Annotated in this window: 16 protein-coding genes; 9 read left to right on the plus strand and 7 right to left on the minus strand. The window is 62.3% G+C overall.

From position 1 onward, the window contains the following. Nucleotides 1-10: 10 nt before the first annotated feature. Together KBB96_RS05685 and KBB96_RS05690 are read right to left on the minus strand one after the other, a co-directional pair. The gene (locus KBB96_RS05685; protein WP_211633321.1) at nt 11-1,039 is read right to left on the minus strand and encodes a rod shape-determining protein; all 1,029 of its coding nucleotides are present in this window, start codon (nt 1,037-1,039) and stop codon (nt 11-13) included. 202 nt (nt 1,040-1,241) lie between these two features. After that, nucleotides 1,242-2,036 (minus strand): ParA family protein, encoded by a 795-nt coding sequence (locus tag KBB96_RS05690; RefSeq protein WP_211633323.1) that lies wholly within the window; start codon nt 2,034-2,036, stop codon nt 1,242-1,244. A gap of 186 nt (nt 2,037-2,222) precedes the next feature. Between KBB96_RS05690 and KBB96_RS05695 the strand changes: the two genes are divergently transcribed. Continuing rightward, nucleotides 2,223-3,473: a hypothetical protein gene (locus tag KBB96_RS05695; RefSeq protein WP_211633325.1), complete on the plus strand. Its 1,251-nt coding sequence runs from the start codon at nt 2,223-2,225 to the stop codon at nt 3,471-3,473. 594 nt (nt 3,474-4,067) lie between these two features. Next, on the plus strand, nt 4,068-10,094 hold the full coding sequence (locus tag KBB96_RS05700) for a beta strand repeat-containing protein (RefSeq protein WP_211633327.1): 6,027 nt from the start codon (nt 4,068-4,070) through the stop codon (nt 10,092-10,094). Nucleotides 10,095-10,281: 187 nt separating this feature from the next. Here KBB96_RS05700 and KBB96_RS05705 read toward each other — a convergent pair whose 3' ends face one another. From KBB96_RS05705 to KBB96_RS05715, 3 genes are all read right to left on the minus strand, one after another. Continuing rightward, nucleotides 10,282-11,484: a DEAD/DEAH box helicase gene (locus tag KBB96_RS05705; protein WP_211633329.1), complete on the minus strand. Its 1,203-nt coding sequence runs from the start codon at nt 11,482-11,484 to the stop codon at nt 10,282-10,284. 74 nt (nt 11,485-11,558) lie between these two features. Beyond that, nucleotides 11,559-12,578 carry a hypothetical protein gene (locus KBB96_RS05710; RefSeq protein WP_211633331.1) on the minus strand — a complete coding sequence of 340 codons (1,020 nt, stop codon included), beginning with the start codon at nt 12,576-12,578 and terminating at the stop codon, nt 11,559-11,561. Next, on the minus strand, nt 12,578-13,180 hold the full coding sequence (locus KBB96_RS05715) for a hypothetical protein (protein ID WP_211633333.1): 603 nt from the start codon (nt 13,178-13,180) through the stop codon (nt 12,578-12,580). Before KBB96_RS05715 ends, KBB96_RS05710 begins: the two co-directional genes overlap by 1 nt. A gap of 229 nt (nt 13,181-13,409) precedes the next feature. On the opposite strand from KBB96_RS05715, the gene KBB96_RS05720 reads away from it, so the two are divergent. From KBB96_RS05720 to KBB96_RS05730, 3 genes are read left to right on the plus strand one after another with little or no spacing between them, the layout of a single operon-like run. Further along, a complete protein-coding gene (locus tag KBB96_RS05720; RefSeq protein ID WP_211633334.1) occupies nt 13,410-14,069 on the plus strand; it encodes an RNA polymerase sigma factor in 660 nt (219 codons plus the stop codon). Continuing rightward, on the plus strand, nt 14,059-16,734 hold the full coding sequence (locus KBB96_RS05725; RefSeq protein ID WP_211633336.1) for a protein kinase domain-containing protein: 2,676 nt from the start codon (nt 14,059-14,061) through the stop codon (nt 16,732-16,734). The genes KBB96_RS05720 and KBB96_RS05725 overlap by 11 nt, the downstream gene beginning before the upstream one ends. Continuing rightward, nucleotides 16,727-17,137 carry an OsmC family protein gene (locus KBB96_RS05730; RefSeq protein ID WP_211633339.1) on the plus strand — a complete coding sequence of 137 codons (411 nt, stop codon included), beginning with the start codon at nt 16,727-16,729 and terminating at the stop codon, nt 17,135-17,137. The genes KBB96_RS05725 and KBB96_RS05730 overlap by 8 nt, the downstream gene beginning before the upstream one ends. Before the next feature lie 62 nt (nt 17,138-17,199). On the opposite strand, the gene KBB96_RS05735 is transcribed toward KBB96_RS05730, so the two are convergent. Continuing rightward, nucleotides 17,200-17,616, minus strand: a complete 417-nt coding sequence (locus KBB96_RS05735) for a DUF5069 domain-containing protein (RefSeq protein ID WP_211633341.1) — start codon at nt 17,614-17,616, stop codon at nt 17,200-17,202. A 79-nt stretch (nt 17,617-17,695) separates the two neighbouring features. After that, nucleotides 17,696-19,426, minus strand: coding sequence for a cation:proton antiporter (locus KBB96_RS05740; RefSeq protein ID WP_211633344.1), 1,731 nt, complete (start codon nt 19,424-19,426; stop codon nt 17,696-17,698). A 125-nt stretch (nt 19,427-19,551) separates the two neighbouring features. Here KBB96_RS05740 and KBB96_RS05745 point away from each other — a divergent pair, with 125 nt between their 5' ends. The 4 genes from KBB96_RS05745 (at nt 19,552) to KBB96_RS05760 (ending at nt 23,307) form a co-directional block, all read left to right on the plus strand. Further along, a complete protein-coding gene (locus KBB96_RS05745) occupies nt 19,552-19,743 on the plus strand; it encodes a hypothetical protein (RefSeq protein WP_211633347.1) in 192 nt (63 codons plus the stop codon). A 54-nt stretch (nt 19,744-19,797) separates the two neighbouring features. Continuing rightward, nucleotides 19,798-20,121: a hypothetical protein gene (locus tag KBB96_RS05750; protein ID WP_211633349.1), complete on the plus strand. Its 324-nt coding sequence runs from the start codon at nt 19,798-19,800 to the stop codon at nt 20,119-20,121. Nucleotides 20,122-20,241: 120 nt separating this feature from the next. After that, complete coding sequence (locus KBB96_RS05755; protein ID WP_211633352.1) at nt 20,242-22,368, plus strand: TonB-dependent receptor; 2,127 nt, start codon at nt 20,242-20,244, stop codon at nt 22,366-22,368. Nucleotides 22,369-22,485: 117 nt separating this feature from the next. Then, nucleotides 22,486-23,307, plus strand: coding sequence for a LamG domain-containing protein (locus KBB96_RS05760; protein ID WP_211633355.1), 822 nt, complete (start codon nt 22,486-22,488; stop codon nt 23,305-23,307). Nucleotides 23,308-23,327: the final 20 nt, after the last annotated feature.

Consider the following 23,327-nt stretch of genomic DNA (forward strand, 5'->3'; position numbering starts at 1 on the left):
CCGGCTGGATTCAACGATCCGTGTTGGTCACCCGCTTCAGGAACGAGAGCTCCTGCAGCGCCTTGCCCGTGCCTTCCGCCACCGCGCTGAGGGGATCCTCGGCGATGTGGACCGGCAGTCCGGTTTCCTCGCGGAGCAGGCGGTCCAGCCCTTTGAGCAGGGCTCCGCCACCCGCGAGCACGATGCCGCGGTCCACGAGGTCCGCCGCCAGTTCCGGGGGGCAGCGCTCCAGGGTGGTGCGGACGGCGTCCACGATGGTGTTGAGCGGATCGGACATGGCCTCGCGGATTTCCTGCGAGGTGATGGTGATGGTTTTCGGCAGACCGGCGACGAGGTCGCGGCCCTTGACCTCCATGGTCATTTCCTTTGGAAGGGGAGCGGCGGAGCCGAGGCGGATCTTGATTTCCTCGGCGGTGCGCTCGCCGATCATCAGGTTGTAGGCCCGCTTCATGTATTGGATGATGGCTTCATCCAGTTCGTCACCCGCGGTGCGGACGGAGCGGGCATACACGATGCCGGAGAGGGAGATGAGCGCCACTTCCGTGGTGCCACCGCCGATGTCCACGATCATGTTGCCGGAGGCATCCTGCACCGGCAGGCCCACGCCGATCGCGGCGGCCATCGGTTCCTCGATCAGATAAACCTCGCGGGCACCCGCCTGCTCGGCGGATTCGCGGACGGCGCGGCGTTCCACCTCGGTGATGCCGGAAGGGATGGCGATGAGCACGCGCGGATTGGAACGGCGGCGCGGGTTCACCTTGCGGATGAAGTGGCGGAGCATCGCTTCCGTCACTTCGAAGTCGGCGATCACGCCGTCCTTGAGCGGGCGGATCGCCACGATGTTGCCCGGCGTGCGGCCGAGCATGCGCTTGGCATCGTCGCCAACGGCGAGCACCTCATTGGTGCCAGCCTTCACGGCGACTACCGACGGCTCGCGGAGGACGATGCCGTGGTCCTTGACGTTGACGAGGGTGTTCGCGGTGCCGAGGTCGATGCCGATGTCGTTGGAAAACCAGTTTCCGAAAAACTTTTTGAACATGGATGAGTGGGAAAATCTTCGTGGTGCCTGAATCGAGCGGGTCCGGGCGGCACGACCTGGGTCCCGGATGGCGTGACCCGGTGACAACCAAGGAGTTGACGGAACCCCGTCGAAAGAGGCGGAAGTGTTGACCCCGGCCCGTAACAGGTCAAGCGGGAACGGTGTTCCACGCTTGTATTCTCAATGTTCCACGTTCTAGCAGTCAGGACGCCGCCACCGCCGCGGACTTGGCCGCACGGCGTGCCAGGAACTCGTCCGCCAGCGCGCCATAGGCATTGGCACCGGGGCCGACGGGATCGTGCTCGAAGATCGACTTTCCATGGCTGGGAGCCTCCCCGATGCGGATGGTGCGCGGGATGACGGACTGATAGACCTGCTCCGGGAAGAACTTCACAACTTCCTCCACGACCTGGCGGGAGAGCAGGGTGCGGCCATCGTACATCGTCATCACGATGCCTTCGAGAGTCAGCTCGTCATTGGCTCCGGAGCCGCGGATCTGCTCCAGCACATGGACGATTTTGGCCAAGCCTTCGAGGCCGAACCATTCGCACTGGAGAGGGATCACGATCTCATCCGATGCCGCGAGCGCGGAAGTCATCAGGACTCCCAGCGAGGGCGGGGTATCGAGGATGCAATACTCGAACAAGTCGTTCGGTTTCAATCCCTGGAGAATGTTGCGCAGGCGTGTGAGATGGTCGTCCGCGCGGGCCAGCTCGATTTCCACACCCGCAAGGTCCATTTCGGATGGAACAAGAGAGAGATTCTCGCGACCGGTGGGCAGAAGCTGTTCATAAACAGTGCGCTCGCCGATAAGCACGGGATACATGCTGCCACCTTCCGGGACCTCGATGCCGAGACCGCTGGTGCAGTTCGCCTGTGGATCGAGATCGACCAAAAGCACGCGCTGGCCGCGCAACGCGAGCGCGGCGGAGAGATTCAGGGCGGTGGTGGTCTTTCCGACCCCGCCTTTCTGGTTGGCGATCGCGACGACTTTCATGAGGCACACCGGAGGACCGGATGAAACCGCAGTCTTTCCATCCACCCGGGTGCTGGCAACCAAAACCACGTCCTGAAGCTCTGGAATACCGTGATTTCAAAGAGGCTGGTCGGTTCGTGGACAGCGCGTTGAAGGATAACTGGTTGAGCCGCCGTAGATAACCCTCTCAACGCTGCTATTATTTGCATGAAACAAAATACTCTTGCTCGCTGCCTGCCTTATGCCGGAACGGGGCTCGTCGCGCTGGTCGCCGGGGTGATCATTGGCCGGGTGGCTCCAGCCAATCGTGATGGCGCGGCCGACAAGGAGGATGCGGTGCCATCCCTGCTCGCGCATCGATCCGAGCGGTCGGCGGAGGGTCCGGCGAATGGCAGCACGGTGGCCGGGCGTGGATCTAACAGAAGCGACCGATCCGCGGATAAGGAACTCGGTCCGATTCTGGAGGCTTCCAGCAGCCTCGAGCGCACCCAGCGTTTGCTCGCGTTTCTGGAAAGATTGCCCGCCGACCAGTTCGAGGGCGTGTACGATGAGTTCCGTAATAACCCGCTTGCGCGCGTCCGTGAGTCGGAGCTTTCGCTGGTGCTCCAGGCATGGGCGGATCGGGATCCGCATGCCGCGCTCGGCTTTCTTCAAACGAAGGGCGCGCAGGATTGGGAGCGCGAGACGGCGGTTTCCACCTGGGCGGGGAAGGACCCGCAGGCGGCCTTTGAATGGGCGCAGATCACACCCGACACCGGGCGCGTGAACAACTGGGTGCTCGGGGCCATGCGCGGCATCGCAACCACCAATCCGGATCTGGCGCGCGACTATCTGGCGGGCCTGGAAGGCGAGACCCGTGATCGTTCGCTCAATGCCCTCCAGCCATACGTCACCCAGTATGGATTCGACTATGCGAAGAACTGGATCGCGGGGGTGCAGGATCCCGACTTCCGTAATTCCGTGGCCCGCAACATGGCGCGCGATCTGGCCAATCTCGATATGGACCAGGCCACTACATGGGCGGCTTCGTTGGCGGATGCGGACACCCGCCGCTCGGTCGCGGGAACCCTTTCCGATGCCTGGGCACGCACGGATGTGAACGCGGCGAAAGCGTGGGTTGATTCGCTGCCTCCTGAAATGAAGGTCCGGGGAGTGGAAGGGGTCTCCCGCTACTATGCCCAGTCCGATCCGGTGGCGGCGGCGAGTTGGTTGACCAGCATGGGCAATGGTCCGGAGGTGGACCGGGCCAAGAGTATCTATGTGGAGGAGACCTTCCGAGGTTCTCCGCAAACCTCTCTGGATTTTGTTTCAAAGGTGGCGGACAAGGGCAGCCGCGATCGCCTCTACTGGCGCTTCACCACCGAGTGGGCGCGCCGCGATCCCGCTTCCGCCCGCCAGTGGGTGAACGCGAATGCCAGCCGTATTCCACAGGACTTGGTAAACCGGCTGAACCGCTAGGCAGCGCCGCAGGAGGCGGATGCGAGGCTGAATCGACATTCATGTTGCTTTGGATGGGAAGCATCCAAAGGGCGCTCTGGATTTGGAGTGCGGCGAGGCATCGCCGCTTTGAGCGGAGGCGGGACATCGCCGGAAAGAGGCTTCGTGTCCAGGGAGCGGCTCCCGCATTCCAGAATCATCTCCCCACGGGTTCAGGCATTCCCCGCACAATAGTGCCGCAGTTCCCGTCGATTTCTCTCCCGTGCCGAAAGCGGCGATGTCTCGCCGCACTCCACATCAGAGACACCCGGCCTCACGCTTTAAATGTCGATTCAACCTAGAGGCCCAATTCTCCTCGAGGCCCCCATCATGCCTGTTTGGGGCTAGGTGGGCTGATCGGATACAAAGCTGAAGGCACGGGCTTTCAGCCTCATCCTTTTGAGGTATCCGGATGTTTTGATTTTGGTCAAAATCGGGCATTTTTGTTCGATGAACGGTCATATGTCCAAATTTTTGACGGGTGGAATCCAATCAAAAACAGGTGTTCGAAGAAATGTACTTGCATGCATCAAAATTGGATGAATCAAATACGGAGCATCCTATTGCCCAAAAACCATGAAACCCCGTCATACCTTTTCTCTCCCCGCCCTCCTTGTCCTCAGCCTTTCCGCGTTGTCCGCGGGTCTGGCAACCGCCACCGATATCGTGTGGGACGTCAATCTCTCGGCAGGGCCGTGGGATTGGAATACAGGAGCGAATTGGGTGGGGGGAACCGCCCCATCCACCAGTGCCGATCGTGCGGATCTGCGGAAGGACTGGACCGCTGCCGCCACCATCAATCTCAGCGCGCCCACCACGGTGAATGGCGTGCTATTCGATGACACCGGTTCCACCGGCGATGTGGGAGTGACCCTCGGAAACGGTGGTGTCGATGCGAACACATTGACGCTGGATGGCACCACTCCGGCGGTCAATGTCAGCGGCTCCCTCACCGTGGGAGCCGTGTTGGCTGGAACGACGAACTGGTCGAAGACCGGGACCGGCACGCTGGTCCTCACGAATGCGAATGCCAGCTATACCGTTCCCGTCGTGACGGTGGCGGCAGGCACGCTGCAGATCGGCAGTCTCACGGCCTCCGGTACTGTTGCGACGCTGCTTGGTTCGGGCGTGACGATCCAGAGTGGCGCGGTGATGAACTATCCGCTCATCCATGCTTCCACGACCCAGACGGGAAACTATACCGGAACGACCCCGATCAGTGTGGAGAGCGGCGGCACGATCCGGGTGCAGGCCGGCACCGGCTCCTCCATCTACAACATCGCCGCGCCGGTCACGGTGGCGGGCGGGTCCGGCAGTACGATCACGATCGACAACAATGGCGGCGGCTTCGATGTGGACGCCCATTTCACCGGCCAGTTCTCCGGCAGCGGAACCATCAACTATATTTGTAGTACCGGATCGGGATCATCGGTTGTCAACCGCACGCTGACGCTGGACAACGGGGGGACGAACTACAGCGGCAACTGGTTCGTGGACTACACGGGCTCGACCACCGATGACTTCGCGGAATTGGCATCCGGAGCGGCAGGTGCTCTCGGCACGGGTTCGGTGGTGTTGGACGACAGGGCCATTCTCTCGCTGACGGCAGCGGGCGGCCTCAACAGCCTGGCGGGAGTCACGATCCAGAAAAGCACTTCCACCCTGAATGTTTCGTCCCTCGCCTGGGCCAATCCGGCGGCGGTGCTGACGCTGAACGCGGGCTCGGTCAACGTGGGCACCGCGGCTTCCAGCATCGGCACGCTCACGGTGAACGCGAGCGCCAGCACCACGGGCAGCACCGGTTCGTTGTCCTTCGCCACGGCGAATCTCAACGCGGGAACCCTGAGCGGCACCGGTATTCTGGCTCCTGCGGCAGGTGGCACGATCACGAATGCGACCGCCACGGCGGTGCCCACGGTGAGCGCACCCGTGGATTTTTCCAGCAACGCCACGGTGGCCGTGTCAAACACGACGGGTGACATCAATCCGGACTTGATCCTGGCCTCGGTGACGGGATCGGCGGGTTTCACCAAGACGGGTGCGGGAACCCTGCGCCTCTCGGGCACAGTGACCGATAGTGCGATCACGGTGGCCACGGGCACGCTCGACTATGTGGCCACCACTCCGGGGAACGGAACGGTTACGATCGCGGATGGAGCCACGCTTTCCGGCGAGGCGGTCACGGGTGGTCCACTGGTGCTCGGTGGAACCACCGGAGCGACGGTCTATGCCGACATCTCCACTCCGGGGGCCTATACCTGTTCCAATCTCACGATCAACGGTGCGGAGAAGGTCGTGCTGAACGGCATCCCGGTGCCGGGTACTCCCTATACGGTGCTCGCGTACAGTGGCTCGATCGGAGGCAGCGGCTCGCTGTCGGCGACGTACCGCAATGCGACCTTCGACTATGGCACCGGCGCGAACAGCGTGGTCACGCTGACGGCGGGTGCGGCGGCGGCGCTGACCTGGACGAACTCTTCCGCCAATTCGCTATGGGACACGGCGACCTCGCTGAACTGGAACAGCGGGGCGGGCGCGGATCTTTTCTACAATGCGGACGTGGTGACCTTCAACGACTCGCCGGGAAGCAACCAGGCGGTGACCATCGCGGACCTCGTTTCACCGGGGGGCATCACGCTCTCGAACTCGACCATCGATTACTCCTTCAGCGGTGGCCCGATCGTGGGCGCCACCACACTGTCGAAGACAGGGACTGGCACCGTTTCGCTGCTTTCGCCGAATTCTTATACCGGTGCCACGACACTGGGTGCCGGCAGGCTGCGGGTGGTGAACGGAGCGGTGGGTTCCGGAACCCTTTCGCTGGCGGGTGGCACGCTTTCCAGCACCGGCACCGGCGCGGTGACATTGGCCGCGCCACTCAGCCTGGATGGGAATGTAACATTGGGCCATGCGACGGACAATGGTGCGCTGACTTTCACCGGGGCGGGTGTGCTGACTGGCGATCGCACGCTGACGACGGCTTCCACGACGACGCTTGGCGGCGTGCTCAGCGGGGCCTTCGGACTCACCAAGGAGGGGGCGGGTTCTCTGACACTCACGGGCACGAGCACCTACACCGGAGCCACCACGATCAATACCGGCACGCTCCAGGTGGGGGTGGGTGGTACCACCGGCGCGCTTGCAGGCCCGGTGAGCGCCGCGAGTGGTGCGACGCTGCGGTTCTTCCGCGGGGATGCGCCGATCTTTGCCAATGTGATTTCCGGTGCGGGCACGGTGACCTTCGGAGGGATCAGTTCCTCGGGGCTTTCCTCCTACAACATGACCGGTGCGAACACCATGTCCGGCACGGTGATCGCGGAGACGGGAGCACGCGCGTCGTTCGGAGCGACGGGCCGTCTCGGTACGGCGGCGGTGCAGGTGCAACCGGGTGGACAGATCTATTTGAGCGCGGGCACCTATCCGAATAACTTCAGCATTGCCGGCAATGGCTGGACCGAAGGCGCGGGACAGCTTGGCGCGATCCGGGTGAATGCCACGGTCACGGGATCGGTGACGCTGGCTGCTGCCGCGCGCCTGGCGACCTACAATGGCAGCGGCACCATTTCGGGGGCGCTGATCGGCACGGCTCCGCTTGAGGTCAACTCCACATCGAGCAATTTCACGGGCACGCTGACCTACTCGGGCAATGGCTCCGGCTTTACCGGCACGACGACGTTGTCCCAGGGCGGCCTGGCCCTGACCGGCTCTCTCGGTGGAGCGTTGAATGTTTCGACCGTGGGCGCGCCGGGAGCCGCCACGTTGAGCGGTGAGGGCACCATTGGCGGCACGCTGACAATGGGTGCAGGTTCGCTGGGTTCGAACCTGACCATCAATCCCACGACAAGCGGAGCCATCACCGCCACCGGAGCGCTGACGGTGAACAACACCGTGAACGTCTCGCTCTCGACCACTCCGGCTACGGCAGGCACCGTAGCGGTCCTCAAGCACGGCGGCACCACGGCGACTCCGGCGAATTTCACGCTGGCCGGAGCCGCCAACTTCCGCCCGTATTCCTTCGACACGACCACCGATCCGACGACGGTGAACCTCATCCTTTCCGGTTCCACTCTGACGTGGAAGGGCAACCTCTCCGCGGTGTGGGATATCAACACCACCGCGAACTGGTTGAACCCTACACCGGCGGCCGATACCTTCCATACCCTGGACAGCGTGGTCTTCGACAACAATGCCACCAGCTTCGCTCCGACACTGGCGGTGACGGTGAACCCGGGCAGCGTCACATTCAACAATACCACGGCCTACACCCTGACCGGTGCGGGCATCATCGCGGGAGGCGGCACGCTGACGAAGACCGGCACCGGCTCTGCCACGATCAGCACTCCGAACACCTACACCGGCGGCACCACCGTCAGCCAGGGAACTCTGATCAGCACCATCACCAACACGGTGAACGGTATCAGCACCGGTCCGGTTTCCGTCGCCACCGGTGCGACCCTCCAATACGTTGCCTCCAATACGACGAATACCGGCAACGCGATCGGCAACACCATCACCGGCACCGGAACCGTCAGTGTGAACTTCGCCGCGGGCACCACCGCGCGGAACACCTCGATGCCGAATGTCACGGGCTTCAATGGAACGATTGTGCTGACCAATGCGGGATCCAACGCGGACAAGTGGAATTGCTCCGGTGGCGTCAACGCACCGAATGCCTCGGTGATCGTGGGTAGCGGCAGCCAGTTGTTCGTCAATACCAATCCCAGCGCCTTCTCCTCCGTCAGCATCATCGGTACCGGTAACAGTGAAACCCGCGGCGCGCTGCGGATTGGCAACGCGCTCAACTCCGCTGTCACGGTGGGAGGGGACGCGGCGATCGGATCGGAAGGCGGGACGATCAATGGCAATGTCAGCAGCGGTGCGGCGGGGACGCAGAACCTCACCATCGGCACCACCAATTCCACCGGCGGCCTGACGGTCAACGGCATCATCGGCGGCGGGCTGGGCAATCTCGCGATCGTCAAGAGCACGGTCGGTACCACCACCTTCAACGGGGCGAATACCTACACCGGAGGCACCACGATCAACGCCGGTGGCGGCTCGCTGGTCATCACCCAGCCCACCGGCCTGGGCACCGGCACCGTGAGGAACCTCAACACCAGCACCACCACCGGCACGCTGAGGCTTCAACTGACCGGGACCAACACGGTGACCAATGCCTTCACGTTCAGTTCGGCTACCGCGCTTTCGGATGCAGCTGGCGGCGGACTTCCCCAGATCCAGAACGTATCCGGAAACACCACGTTGACCGGCTCGCTGACGTTGACCGCTGGAGGCGGCAATGGCATCAACCTCCAGTCGGATCTGGGTGCCGATCTTGTGGTCACGGGGCCTGTCACCCTGACCACGACAAGCACGGGCCGCATCCTCGCTCTGGGAGGTGCGGGGACGGGAACCATCTCGGGAATCATCTCGAATGGCGCCGGCGCGCAGGGCATCAGGAAAGTGGGCACCGGCACCTGGACGCTATCCGGGGCGAATACCTTCGGTGAATCGGTCTTTGTCAACAACGGCTTGTTGGTGGCGGGCTCGAATGCGGCGTTTGGCTCTGCTGCCAGCGGCGTGATCGTGAACGCCGGAGCGGTTGACTTGAATGGCAAGGGGATCGGCGCGGAATCCCTCACTTTGAATGGCAGCGGGATTTCCTCGGGCGGTGCGCTGGTCAATTCGAATACCAGTACAACGGCAACGGGTAGTGGCACGGTAGCGCTGGCCTCCGCGGTTTCCATCGGTGGCGCGGGCAATACCACGCTCAGTGGAGTGATCAGTGGCACCGGCGCGCTGACGAAGGTGGGTGCGGGCATCCTGACGGTGACGGGCACGAACACCTACACCGGTGCGACGACGGTCAGCGCGGGAACTTTGGCGGGCACGGGCTCCGCAACCTCCGCGTTGGGCGTGGGCAGCGGCGGCACGGTGGCTCCGGGCTCGGGTATCGGCACGTTCAAGGTCGCGGGAGCGACCCTCGCGACGGGGGCGACGCTGGCGTTGCAGATTGATAGCACGGCCATCACTTCGGACCGGTTGGACTCGACCGGCGGCGATCTCACGATCACCGGTGCGAACCTGACCTTCGCTGATCTCGGCAGCGGCACGCTCCCGCTGGGCACCAAGCTGACGCTGGCGGACTACACGGGACACACCCTGACCGGCACCTTCAATGGATTGGCGGAAGGGGCGACGGTGACGGTGGGAACGAATACGTTCGCATTGAGCTATGTTGATGGCTCGACCATCACGCTGACCGTGCAGGCTCCGGTCGGCTACAGTAGCTGGGCGGCGGTCAATGCCGGTGGTCAGGCGGCGAATCTGGACTATGACAACGATGGTGTGCGGAACGGGGTGGAATACCTGATGGGTCAGACCGGCTCTTCATTCACCACGAACCCGCAGATCGTTTCCGGAACGATCACGTGGCCGAAGGATCCGGGTGCGGTGGCTTCGTGGGTGGTGCAAACCTCGACGGACCTCGTGACATGGACGACAGCGCCCAGCGGCGTGTCCGACCTGGGGAATGCGATCCAGTACGTGGTGCCCATGGGGAGCGGGCCGTTTTTCGTGCGCCTACACGTGACGGTGCCGTGAGAGATTTGCCCCGATAGATCCGACTCATCGAACGAAGCCGGCTTTGGGATTGGCGGTTCAGCGACCGCTCGATCCGGAGGCCGGCTTCAATCGGTTCCCGAGGGGCTCAAAACAAACGGCAGCCATCCGAGGGATGACTGCCGGAATCAAAAAGGATGCCAATCCTGGTGGACGGCGATAGGGCGGGTCAGCGTCGGCGCTTCTTGCCGCCACCACCGCTCATTTTGCGGCGCACCGGCTTCGGCGGGGAATCGTCCAGCAGCGCGGTGTAGATGTAGTCGAAGCCTTCGAGCTTCTTGCGGTCGATCTTGCGGTCGATGAAGACTTCGACCGACTTCGCGAAATCGAGTTCATCCGCGGTGAGCAGGGTGAAGGCATCGCCCTCCGCTTCCGCACGGCCGGTGCGGCCGATACGGTGGACGTAGTCTTCGGCATTTTCCGGAACGCGATAGTTGATGACATGGGAGACTCCGGAGATGTCGATGCCGCGTGCGGCCACATCGGTGGCGACGAGCACTTCGTATTTGCCTTCCTTGAAGCCCTGCAGGGCCTTCATGCGGTCGGCCTGGGCGATGTCCGAATGCATCGCGGCAACCTTGTCGTGACCCTGGGTCTTGAGAAGCGAGGTGAGCTGGTCCGCTTCCTTGCGGGTGCGGGTGAAGATCATCACCGAGTGATAGTCGGTCTTGTCCAGCAGGGCGATCAGCAGTTCATCGCGCTGATCCATGGCGACCGGATAGAAAGCGTGGGTCACGGTGGAGGCCACGGCGCGGCGGGCGATTTCCACTTCCACCGGATCCTTGAGGCACCACTGGGCGAAGGTCTGGATCGCCGGGGGCATGGTGGCGGAGAAGAACAGTGTCTGGCGTTCGTCCCACGGACAGAGATTCACGATCTTGCGCACCTGTGGCAGGAAACCCATGTCGAGCATCCGGTCCACCTCATCGAGGATGAGTACCTTGAGTTCGCCGAAGCGCATGGTGGCGCGGTAGAAATGGTCGACGAGGCGGCCCGGGGTTGCGACCACGATGTCGGCACCCTTTGCCAATTCTTCCTGCTGCTGGCCGTAGCCGACGCCACCGTAGAGCAACGCGACTTTCAAGCCGGTGTGCTTGCCATACTTGATGAACTGCTCGGAGACCTGGTGGGCGAGTTCGCGGGTGGGCTCGAGGACCAGGATCTGCGGCTTGCCGATCGGAGTGAGCTTGCTCAAGGACGGCAGCGCGAAGGCTGCGGTCTTGCCGGTGCCGGTCTGGGATGCGCCGATCACGTCCTTCCCTGCCAGAACCAACGGAATGGCTTGCGCCTGGATCGGGGTAGGGGAGGTGTAGCCGGATTCCTCAATGGCTTTCAGGACGGCTTCCGAGAGCCCGAGTGTGTCAAATCCCATGCGCGGCGTTCCTAGTGTCAGGGGGTCAATGGGTCAAGAGAAGACAGGCACGAATCTCCCGGCGTTTTCCGGGATCACGCGGCGTGGGCCGGGGCTTGGATGAGAAGGCAGTCCTCCAGGAAAGGTTGCAGGTCCTTCATCAGCGGCGGGCCGCCGGGAACAAGCCGGTCGCGGAAATGATCCTCAATACGCTTCAATGAAAATTCCAGATCCGCGATGATCAGTTCATTGCTACGGCCGCGGACGATGGCCACCAGCACGGCGAAACGGCCCGCACGGGAGACGGCGCTGCGGTGCTCGGGAAGCTCGAAGTCCGGGCGTACGCGGCCGTCCGCATCGCGGAGTTGGAGGGCCAGCCGCTGGACGGTGCCTTCCACGCGTTTGGCCGAGGCATGGCGTCCCGGTTGGTTGCTGGCGAATGAAACCAGAGCGAGGGAATGGACATCCAGAAGGAACACTTCTTCCACCTGAAAGCGGTGGGTTTTCTCGAACACGATGTCCTCGTAGGTGCGGCTGGTGAAGAGTGCCTGGAGACGCCATAGCAGGCGGTAGAGCGTACCGGGAGCTTGGAACGGACGCTGGGTCGGCGTGTATTCGGCCAGCGCGCGGCGGATGGTCGAGCGCAGCATCGGTTCCAGATAAGTATCGATGCCGTTTTCTCGGGCATAGACCGCGCTGCGGACGGCCTGCTCGATGATCGGGCCGAAGGCCTCGCGCAGATCATCGTCGTTGAAATCACGGGCGGCTTCTTCCTGCCCTTCCTTCGCCAGCGGTTCGATTCTCGTGACCAGCGTCTCATGCGGCTGGGGCGCGTGATCGGCATCGACCGGAGCAGGAGTGAAAATCCGCGGCACGGATACCTGGGGCGTGGCATCGGCGGAGGGTACTTCCGGAAGCACGGCAAGCGGTGCCGGCCAGGACGCCGGGAACTCATGTCCGGCATTGGCGGGGAGTCCGGGCAGGGGCGGACGTTCCGTGGGCACGGAGGCAAACGGCTCGAATGGCACGGGCGGGCTGCTCCACAGCGGGGAAGGCCCTCCGTGGGAAACGGGCGCGGGTGTCGGAGCGGGCAGGGGGCGGAGTGCGGCGGACATCAAGGCAGTGGGGGGAGGTTGCCAGGAAGGGATCCGGATTCCGCGGCCTCCGCCAGAGAGCGGGCGGCCTTGGCGATCAGGGCGAAGCGGCGTTCCAGCTCGTTGCGCTCATGCTGCGGCGGCTGGTGGGCGGAAAGTTCGGAAGTGACCCACTCGCGGACCTTGGCGAGTTCATCACGGAGTTGGGCGGACAGTTGCCGGTCCCGGGCTTCGGCTTGCTGGTGGGCGGAATGCTGCCAATCGGTGAGCCATTGGCCGAGCTTCGATTCAAGCTGGGCGGTGCCGCCGAAGGCCTGCCGTGCGGCGAGGGTTTGCTGGATGTGATCGGCCAGGCGGCGGATTTCCTCCTGATGCCGGATCTCGCGGCTCTCGTTTTCCAACCGCAGGTTGTCGGACAACCGTTGGAAATGATGCTGGAGTGCCTCCACGCGGGCTTCGATGGCTCCGATCCGGGTTTCCGAAGCGCCGCCATCCGTATGATGAGGCTGCCTTTCGAGGATCGCCACACGCTGCTCCAAACGGTTCAAATGGCGGCCCACGATGATTTCGCGGATCCGCTCGACCGTCTGCGAGGGATTGGGTGTCTGGGTGTTTGAGAGCATGTCGACTCGCCGTGGGGGAGGCCCCGGGGGTGAAGCCGGAGCACGGGAGGAGATGATGGACCGGGAAACCTAACCTCAGCACGCGGCGCATGTAAACAAGTTCGCTGAAAGTTCGTACATCCGGATCTTACGGAGTGCCAAACAGTTGCCCCGGAAATCCCCGATCTTCCGCTTGCGCGCCCGCAATGAGTGAAAGACTTTTGCCCCGGAACCTGTTAATGGAGGCCGGATGTCCGACGACGATGATGACAAACAACGCGACGAAATGTTCGCGCAGGCATACGCCAAAACGCGCAAGAGCCTGATCGCCCGGCTGGACAACTGGGAGGACCAGAAGACCTGGGATGAGTTCTACCAGACCTACTGGCGCCTCATTTACGCGGTGGCCATCAAGTCCGGCCTGAGAGCGGACGAGGCCTCGGACTGCGTGCAGGAAACCATTCTCTCCATCGCAAAGCAGAGCAAACGCAACCTCTACGATCCGGAGCAGGGTTCCTTTAAAACCTGGCTCATGAACATGACGCGCTGGCGCATCAACGATCAGTTCCGCAAGCGCAAGAAGGACACCGCGATGAGCGGCGGGGATTGGGAGGATGACCGCAAGACCGCGGTGATCGACCGTTTCGAGGACCCGAAGGGTGATCTGCTCGCCCGTCTCTGGGACGTGGAATGGAAAAAGAACGTGGCCGATGCCGCTCTGGCACGGGTGAAGGCCCAGGTATCTCCGAAGCAGTATCAGATCTTCCACTACTATGTGGTGAAACAGTGGGACGCGAAAAAGGTGCAGGACCACCTGAATGTCAGTATGGCGCAAGTCTATCTCGCCAAGCACCGGGTGGGTTCGGTATTGAAGAAAGAGTTGGCCCGCCTGGAAGAAGATGCCGAATAGAACCCGCCCCGACCCGATCATTCCCGACCACGAGGTCCTGCGGAAGATCGGGGGGGGAGCGTACGGCGAGGTTTGGCTGGCGCGCGGCGTGACCGGTGCCTTGCGGGCGGTGAAGATCGTCTGGCGCGAGGATTTCGAGGACGCCCGCGGCTTCGAGCGGGAGTTTGAGGGCATCCTCAAGTTCGAGCCGATCTCCCGCGATCATCCGGGGTTGGTCAATATCCTCCACGTCGGACGCAGTCCGGACGGGACCTCGTTCTATTACTACGTGATGGAACTGGGGGATGACGTCCGCTCCGGCGCGGACATCAACCCGGTGGAATACGAACCGCGGACGCTGCGGGCGGATTCCAAGATTTCCGCTGGCACCCGCATGGAAACGGGGCTTTGCATCGATGTCGGCCTGCGATTGTCGGAGGCCCTCGACCACCTGCATGAGCGGGGTCTGGCACACCGGGACGTGAAGCCGGCCAATGTGATCTTCGTCAATGGAAAGGCGAAGCTGGCGGACATCGGTCTGGTGGCCACCCGCGACCAGCGCACCTTCGTGGGTACGGAAGGATTCGTACCACCGGAGGGCCCGGGTTCCGCGCAGGCGGATGTGTACAGCCTCGGCAAGGTTTTGTATGAGATCGCCACCGGCAAGGATCGTCTCGATTTCCCGGAACTCCCGGACGAACTGCCACCGGTCGAGGAACGCAAGCGCTGGCTGGAGCTCAACAAGGTGATTTGCGATACCTGCGATCCGCACATCTCCCGCCGCAAGATCCGTACGGCTGCGGAATTGGCGGAGGCACTGCGGCGGTTGCAGCGCGGAAAACGGCGGAGGCGTTCCGGCATGGCGGCGTGGATGACCTCGCTGGTGCTCGGCGGCTTCGTGGTTTTCGGAGGCTGGGAGGTTGTCAAGGATGCTCCATGGGTGAAGGACCTGATGGTGAAGGAGCCTCTTGTCGAAGAACGGAAATCACCAAAGCCGCCCCGCATGGGCCAGATCCGCATCGTCAGTTTCCCGGAAGGAGCGGACGTTCTGGGCATTGGCGATGAACCGCTTGGTGTCACGCCCTTGGACCTGAAGGTGCCGGTGGGCACCGAGGTGGAATACAAGGTGATCATGAACCACTACGCCGTCCTGCCGATCCGGGAAACCGTGCCGGAATCTGCGGTCGGCAGCCCGCTTCTGCTGGGCGGTCCTTTGAAGAGTTTCACACCGCCGGGAATCGGCGAGCCATGGGAAAACCGCTCGGTCCGCTACATTCCGGAAAAGCAGGGCCACGTTTCCTCCACCTATGTGGGTGAGGCGGCGTGGATCGAGTTCGCCAACAAGACGAAACTCCAGAACAGCCAGACCAAGTTCCTCAAGGCTTCCGAAAACGGCAAGACGAGCAAGGTGGCCGCGGTTTCCCGCAAGGATGCGGAAGCCTTCTGCGACTGGTTGCGTGATGACGCCATCCAGGGCGGACGCCTGAGTGACAAGTACGAGATGATCCCGCGGTTCGAGGCCGAGTTCAACGACCCATCCGATCCGGCGGGAACCGAAGCCGCACGGGCCGCCGGATTGCATCCGTTCCGGGTGTTCGTGCGCCTGATTCCCTATGGCCGCATCACCGTGGGCACCAACCCTTCAGGAGCCACGGTGTTGCTCAACGGACGCTTCGTGGGCAACACGACCGTCCCGCTGGAGATCGAGCGGATCAAGCCGGGGCCCTTCACTCTCAGCATCACTTTGGAAGGATACAAGCCGGTCACCTTCGATGAGAAGTCCTCACCTCCGGCGCTGATGGAGCCGGAGGGCTTCCTGCCCTTCAATGTGAATCTTCAGGAGAACAAGGGCGTGAGATTTGACAGGCCTTGGAAGAACAGCCTCGGCATGCAGTTCGTACCGGTCACCAAGGACCTCATGGTTTCCGCCTACGAGACACGAATCTCCGAGTACGACGAGTTCCGCAAGGCGGAGCCGAGAAAGGCGGGCGGAAAGGTCGTCACCAAGGAGGACATGAAGAGTCATCCGGTGAGCGATGTGACCCGGAACAACGCCAGGGATTTCTGCGTGTGGCTCACCCAGCGGGATCGCAATGACCAGTTGATTTCCGCGATGCACGAGTACCGCCTGCCCACCGACTGGGAATGGAGCCTGATCGCGGGCCTCAATGAACCGGCCAACCATACGCCGGAATGGCGTGACGTGCATGCGCCGCACATTTTTCCCTGGGGACCGGATTGGCCGCCGCCGGAGAAATTCGCCAATCTCGCCGATGTTTCCGCGGATGGCGCCCGGGGCATGCAGCCGAGCCGGGCGATTCCCGGATACAAGGATGGCTTCGAACGCTCCGCTCCGGTTGGGTCGTTTCCTCCGTCCTACGTCACCTTCAATGACAAACGCTACGAGATCTACGATCTCTGCGGGAATGTCTATGAGTGGGTATCGGACGATCTGAAGCCGGTGGCGCAATCCCAGAAACCCGGAGCACCGGCCCACACTCCGTATGGCGTGCTCAGGGGCGGGTCATGGAGCACGTTCCAACCGGCCAACCTCTACACCGGATACCGCAATGCCGTGCCTCCGACCGTGAGTGACGATATCTACGGCTTCCGTGTGGTGCTTGCCAAAATCCCCTTCACCGAAGAGAACTCCAGCGAATCCGAGACCGATCCCGACCATGGTTGAAATCCGCATCGATTACGAAGGCGACCTGCACTGCAACGCGCTTCACGTGCCCTCCGGCAACCGCATTGCCACCGATGCTCCGGTGGACAACAACGGCCGCGGCGAAGCATTCTCGCCCACCGATCTCGTCGCCACCGCACTTGGTGCCTGCATGGCCACCGTCATCGGCATCGTCGCAAAGCGGAAGGAAATCCCGGTGGAGGGAATGAAGGTGGTGGTGCGCAAGCACATGTCCGAAGATCTGCCCCGCCGCATCGCGAAGCTGGAGGTGGACATGACCATTCCTCTTTCCGCCGATCATCCCGAGCGCAAGGTGCTGGAAAGCGCCGCCCGCGGCTGCCCGGTCCATCACAGCCTGCACCCGGACATCGAGGTGGTGATGAACTGGACGTGGCAGGGATGATGCCCTCTCTGAAGCCATCCGCTTGAACGGATGGCTTGGAATGATATGATGACGGAGGCTTCTCAAGGACGCTCTTCCGCATCCATCAGATCGAAGAAGGTCTGGATATCCTCGCGGTCTTCGAAGCCGGCTTCCTGTTTCGCTTCCACCAGGCCGGCTTCGTCGTTCCAACCGCGCTTGCGCATGAAGGCGTTCCAGACATCGATCTGTTCCTGGTCCGGCTTGCGGCCGTGATCGAAGCACCAGTCGAGGATCTCCTCATCGGTGCCGCCCTGCAGCGTGCGCTGCTGGAGATCATCGAAGTCGATGCCAAGCAAGCGGCATACCCGGTCATCGAAGGTGCGTTTCCCGGCGATCGGGCCGATGTGGTAGCCATCGGGAAGGCGGCTTTCGGCGGTGAGCCGGATCTTGTCGAGAATGCGGCCGAACACGGAAATGCCGCCGACCATGTCGCGCGGACTGCGGATGGGGAATGCCATGGGAGAAGATTCGCTGCTGACCGGCGGAGGTCAACAGCCGGACCGGGGCTTTTTGTAACGAGGTCGTGACGGCCGTTGATCAGCTCGCGTCCATCACATCCCCGACCACCTCCTCCGGAACGATGTCCGCGCGGAGATAGGAACTCATCGCCGAGCGCACCATCGCGACCGCGCTTTCGCGTTCATCATGAATGACGATGACATCCAGCGCGCGCAGCGTTTCCACTTCCTCGGGGAACTTGGCGCGACCGAAGATCACAATGCCCGGATTGCGCTCGCGCACGAGGGGCAGGGCGATGCGGGTGGCGGTAGTGTTTGGAAACGTGAACGCCACCAGACGCGCCCGCCCGATGCCCGCGAGATCGAGGGCTTCCGGATGGGTGGCGTCCGCGAAGAGGACGAGCTGACCCTTTTTCTTCAGGTCGCGGACCGTGTCGGAATTCAATTCCACGACCAGCGTGGCCACGCCGCAGCGCTTGAGGGCTTCATTGAGGGAGCGCCCCACCGGACCGTAGCCGATGATGACGGCATGGTCGCCGATCTCCTTGATGGCCTTGGATGGAGCGAGGGACTCGGGAAGGGGCTTCTTGGATTTGAGCCAGCCGAGCAGTTCCAGCTTGCGGCCTACCGGACCGCTCAACCGCATCAAACCCGGGACGAGACCCATGGTCACGGCGCTGCAGATCAGCAGGAGCTGCACCGTAGCTGGGTCGAAGGCGCGCAGGTAGGATGCCTTCTGCATCAGCACCAGCGAGAATTCACCGGTGCTCGCCAGCGAGGCCGCAGCCAGCAGGGCGGGGCGGGGCGGGAGCTTCAGCACCCGTGATGCGGCGAAGGCCACACCACCTTTCAAGGCAAGGATGGTTATGCAGCCGCCGAGCACGCGCGGCCAATCCGCGGCGATCACCCGCAGGTCGATCTGGAGGCCCACCGAGATGAAGAACAGCGCCAGAAAGAGATCCTTGAAGGGCAGGATGTCCGCCATGATGCGGTGGCTGTAGATTGATTCACTGACCACCAGTCCTGCGGCGAAGGCACCCAGGGCAAGCGACAGATCGAGCGCGCCGCCTGCCATCGCGACGCCGCAACACAGGGCCACCACGGTGAGAGTGAACAGCTCGCGGCTGCGTGTCCGCGCCACCGCATGCAGCAGCGGTGTGATACCGTAACGGCCCAGCAACAAGGCGCCGCCTAGGAAAAGGACGCCCTTGCCCATCGCCACCAGGACTCCACCGGCCACCGAGCCGTCACTCTTCCCGTAGAGCGACGGCAGGATCAGGATGAAGACAATCACGAGCAGGTCCTGGAACAAGGCGATGGCCAGTGCCACGCGCGCGCCGGGGTTGTTCGGCTGTCCGAGATCCTGGAAGGACTTCATCGCCACCGCTGTCGAACTGAGGGAAACGGCGACCGCCAGCACGATCGCCTCCGCCGTGGGAAATCCGAGCCATTTCGCGATCCCGCCTGCGATCGCACCGGTGAGACCGACCTGCAATCCACCACCTATCAGCGCCTTGCGCCATAGATGGCCCAGTTCGCCCAGTGAGAATTCGATGCCCAGCGTGAACATCAACAGGATCACACCGATCTCCGCCAGATGCGAAATCACCGCGTCGCTTTCCTCACGACCGCCGACGAATGGCAGCAGACCGCAATTCGCGATCACGACACCGCACAGCAGATAGCCGACGAGCAGGCTTTGGCGGAACTTGATGAGAACCAGCGACACCAGCACCGCCAGGATCAACACCAGGCTCAGCAAGGCGAACAACGGGGAGACGTTTGTCGCCCCGCTCGCGACCAACCACATGAAACTCATCGTGGCAGTTCTCTCCATCCGGTGGCGATCCGGCAAAGACAAAATCCCGCAATCGACCGCGAATCCAACACAAGCCGCCGTCAGCCAATCGCTGCGAAAGGTGGCATGCTCATGCCATGATGATGCCTGTGTTACCCCGGTTGTTTCCGGCTCCGCTCCGGAAGAAGCTGCGGATCGGTTTCCAACTGGCTCTGTGGCTCGGGGTGCTGTGGGCGGAGTTGTTTCTCATCGCCGTGGTGAGATCCCATTTGTCCCATCCGCAGACTGGCAGGATCGTGATGGGTGCCGATCACGCGATGGCGGAATAGGAAACAGTGGGTTTGCTCTTGCATAAAAGTTGCTAAAGCGGGCATGATGTGCCCGTGGAACGGCTCCGGAAATTCCGTCTGCTGAAGGCTGCCATTGTTGGCATCCTGCTATTCCAATTTGCCCTGATGGTGATGATGTCGGGGTCAGCCCGGCTGCACCACGATCTGCACTGTGATGCCGGTCATCCGGACCACCAGTGCGAGGTGACCTTGTTTACGAGCGGCACGCTTGATGATGTGCCGCCGCCAGCCGTGATTCCGGCTCCGGTAATGGCTGCGCATCTGCCCGAGGTCCTGCCGCCCGTCTGCCGGGTGGCGGTGATTCCCGGCCATTTGATCGGCGGCATTCTCGCCCAGGCCCCTCCGCGCGCGCCCTAACCTCGGGGATCCATTCCCCCGACGTTTCTGAAGCGACAGCACGACGCCCATGGCGGCGCGTGTCCGCCTGTCCGCGAATACCCTTTTTCAAAGGCGCCGCCATGCCTGCGTTCCAACAACATGAAACTCTTTTCCCGTTCCATTCTTACCAGCATCAGCTTCCTCGCTACGATCACCCCGGTGCTTTGCGCCGAAGATACCACCTCCTCCAACAAGAAGAAGTCGGACGAAGCACTCGGCACGCTCGATGATGTGCTCGTCAGCGGCAACCGTCTCGGGCAGACCCTCTTCGAACAGGTGCAACCTGCATCCGTGCTCAAGGGGGACGCCTTGCAGTTCAAGCTCCAGCCGACCCTCGGTGAAACGCTGAACAACGAACCGGGTGTCAGCTCGACTTCTTTCGGGCCCGGAGCCAGTCGTCCGATCATCCGCGGTCTCGGCGATGACCGCGTGCGGATCCTCCAGAACGGCACATCGGTGCTTGATGTCTCGAATGTGAGCCCGGACCACGCGGTGGCTTCCGATCCGCTCACGATCAAATCCGTGGAGGTGCTTCGTGGGCCCGCATCGCTGCTCTACGGACCGAATACTGTCGGCGGGGTGGTCAATGTGATCGATGATCGCATTCCCACCGAAAAGTTCTCCGGCACGTGGCCGCAGGGAAAATTCGACTTCGGCGCGAGTTCGGCGGATGAACTGCTGTCATCGTCCGGTGCGGTGACGTGGGGTGCGGGACCGATCGTGTTCCATCTCGATGGCTTCGACCGCCAGACCGATGACATCCACATTCCCGGCTTCGCCCGTTCCGAGCGCGAGAGGCTCCTGAATCCTCTGCCCCCCGGCACGCCGGAGCCTTACGGCATCCTGCCGAACAGCGCCACGGACTCGAAGGGCGCAGGCTTGGGAAGCGCGTATGTGTGGGACGATGGCTATGTCGGCCTTTCCTATTCCGGCATCGATTCCACCTACGGCACCGTGGCCGAGCCGGACGTCACCATCGGCCTGCGCCAACGCCGCTGGGACTTCCGTGGTGCGTTCTATCATCCGGCATCCTGGATCAAGGAGATCAATTACAAGTTCGGCTACTCCGACTACACCCACACCGAGTTCGAAGGCAGTGCACCCGGCACGCAGTTCGTCATCGAGGGATTCGATGCCCGTGCCGAACTGCTGCATGAGAAGCTCCACGGCTTCGAGGGAGCGTTCGGAGTGGAGGTTCAGAAGAGCGATTTCTCCGCACTCGGGGACGAGGCCTTCCTGCCACACGTCGAGAACTGGACCAGTTCCGCGTTCGTCTTTGAAGAGTATGCTCTCAATGACAAGGTGCGTCTGCAATTCTCCACCCGCTACGACCACCAGACCAATGACACCGAGGCGGATCCGAAGTTCGGCCCGGGTCTGAATCGCACTTTTGATGCGTTCAGTGGTTCGGCGGGCATCGTTTACAACCCCGTCGAGAATTACGCAATCACCGCCTCGCTCGCCTACACGCAGCGTCCGCCGACCTATGTGGAGTTGTTCGCGAACGGTCCTCATGTCGCCACCGGCACTATTGAGGTCGGCAATCCGAATCTTGGTACCGAAAACTCGTGGGCGCTCGATGTGTCCGTGAAGAAAAACGCGGGCTTTGTCACCGGCAGCGTCAGCGGCTTCTACTATCGATTCAACAACTACATCAGCCTCCAACCGACGGGTGTGATCGATCCGGTGGAACTGCTGCCGATCTTCAACTACCAAGCCATCAATGCGGACATCTATGGCGCGGAAGCGGAAGCGGTCTTCCACCTGCTCGCTCCAGCCGAAGCCAGCGATACGAAAGTCATGGCGGATCCCAAGGCGCAGATCCCCGCTGCCTTCAATCCGGACACGCAGAAGCTCGATTTGATCCTGCGTGCGGACTTCGTCCATGCCGAGGACCGCCGCACCGGCGAGGATCTGCCGCAGATGCCGCCGCTTCGCGGAACCGCGGCCCTTGATTACCGTATCGGCAAGTTCAGCGCGCGGGTGGAGGGAATCGCGGCCGCCGATCAGAACCGCACCGCCAACAACGAACTGCCGACCGACGGCTACTTCCTCGTCAATGCCAGTCTCGGCTACGACTTGGATCTCGGTGGTGTGAAGACCACGCTCTATGTGAAGGGCTCGAACCTTACCGATGCCGAAGTCCGCCAGAGCACCTCGGTGCTGAAGGATATTTCGCCCATGGCCGGGCGTGGCGTGATGGTGGGACTGCGCGGGGAGTTCTGATCGGACGCTAGGTTCACAAGCTGGTCCGTCGCGGCGGACCAGCTTTTTTGGTCAGCTTCGGAGGCGGGAAGGTATGGAACGGCGCAATCGTTGTTTGTGCATCGTTTCCTTCCTCCCATGAATTCCTCCAAGCTGTTTTCGCTGTCCGCCCTTTCCCTGTTGATGCTGGCCTCCGCGGATGGCGCGTTGGTGGCGTATTGGAATCTGAATGAAAGCAGCGGCAATGTCGCCGATTCCTCGGGCAACGGCCTCACGGGAACGGCATCGGCAGGTGGTTTGACGTATTCGCAAGGTTCGGTGACCGCCGGAACCTATGGCGCGCTGACGGTGGATTCCACGACAGCGGCGGCATTCGGGTCCTCGGTGGCTTTCACGCGCGCCAGCAGCGGTTCCTTCACGGTGCCTGGAACTGCCGGTGGTGTGCTGGAAAGTTTGGCGGAAGCTGGCCCGAGCACGGGGAGTTTCACTGTGATGGCATGGATCAATACCAGCGGACTGCCTGCGTCTACCACCTATCGGGTGTTCGGAACAGGCCCGAACGGCGGCTGGGGACTTGGTGTGGCGAATGTTGACCGGCTGAAATTCACCACGTTCGGAAACACCGACTATCTCTCGACCGGCACCGCGGGCTTCAACGGAAACTGGCATCACATCGCGGTGACGTGGAACAACGGCACGGTGACGAGCTATGTGGATGGGAATGTTTTCGCGCTCGGCAGTGCTGCGACCACTTTCACGGATGAAGCCGGAACGATCTTCCGGATCGGCAGCAATTCGAACAACACGGACTTCTTCAACGGTCGGATTGACGAACTCAAGATCTACAATACCGCGATGAACGTGAACCAGATCCGCCTGGAAGCGGTTGCCGTGCCGGAACCTTCCGTGGCTCTGATCGGCAGCCTCGGTCTGCTGGCGTTGGTTCGTCGTCGTTGTTGATTTCCATTTTTGATGTCAGG

Origin of the sequence: Luteolibacter ambystomatis (genome assembly GCF_018137965.1) — a bacterium.
Taxonomy (GTDB): Bacteria; Verrucomicrobiota; Verrucomicrobiia; order Verrucomicrobiales; family Akkermansiaceae; genus Luteolibacter; species Luteolibacter ambystomatis.

Bases quoted from the DNA above. Each gene is read 5' to 3' on its own strand.
- KBB96_RS05685 (WP_211633321.1), bottom strand. From the start codon at position 1,039: ATGTTCAAAAAGTTTTTCGGAAACTGGTTTTCCAACGACATCGGCATC.
- KBB96_RS05690 (WP_211633323.1), bottom strand. From the start codon at position 2,036: ATGAAAGTCGTCGCGATCGCCAACCAGAAAGGCGGGGTCGGAAAGACC.
- KBB96_RS05695 (WP_211633325.1), top strand. From the start codon at position 2,223: ATGAAACAAAATACTCTTGCTCGCTGCCTGCCTTATGCCGGAACGGGG.
- KBB96_RS05700 (WP_211633327.1), top strand. From the start codon at position 4,068: ATGAAACCCCGTCATACCTTTTCTCTCCCCGCCCTCCTTGTCCTCAGC.
- KBB96_RS05705 (WP_211633329.1), bottom strand. From the start codon at position 11,484: ATGGGATTTGACACACTCGGGCTCTCGGAAGCCGTCCTGAAAGCCATT.
- KBB96_RS05710 (WP_211633331.1), bottom strand. From the start codon at position 12,578: ATGTCCGCCGCACTCCGCCCCCTGCCCGCTCCGACACCCGCGCCCGTT.
- KBB96_RS05715 (WP_211633333.1), bottom strand. From the start codon at position 13,180: ATGCTCTCAAACACCCAGACACCCAATCCCTCGCAGACGGTCGAGCGG.
- KBB96_RS05720 (WP_211633334.1), top strand. From the start codon at position 13,410: ATGTCCGACGACGATGATGACAAACAACGCGACGAAATGTTCGCGCAG.
- KBB96_RS05725 (WP_211633336.1), top strand. From the start codon at position 14,059: ATGCCGAATAGAACCCGCCCCGACCCGATCATTCCCGACCACGAGGTC.
- KBB96_RS05730 (WP_211633339.1), top strand. From the start codon at position 16,727: ATGGTTGAAATCCGCATCGATTACGAAGGCGACCTGCACTGCAACGCG.
- KBB96_RS05735 (WP_211633341.1), bottom strand. From the start codon at position 17,616: ATGGCATTCCCCATCCGCAGTCCGCGCGACATGGTCGGCGGCATTTCC.
- KBB96_RS05740 (WP_211633344.1), bottom strand. From the start codon at position 19,426: ATGTGGTTGGTCGCGAGCGGGGCGACAAACGTCTCCCCGTTGTTCGCC.
- KBB96_RS05745 (WP_211633347.1), top strand. From the start codon at position 19,552: ATGATGATGCCTGTGTTACCCCGGTTGTTTCCGGCTCCGCTCCGGAAG.
- KBB96_RS05755 (WP_211633352.1), top strand. From the start codon at position 20,242: ATGAAACTCTTTTCCCGTTCCATTCTTACCAGCATCAGCTTCCTCGCT.
- KBB96_RS05760 (WP_211633355.1), top strand. From the start codon at position 22,486: ATGAATTCCTCCAAGCTGTTTTCGCTGTCCGCCCTTTCCCTGTTGATG.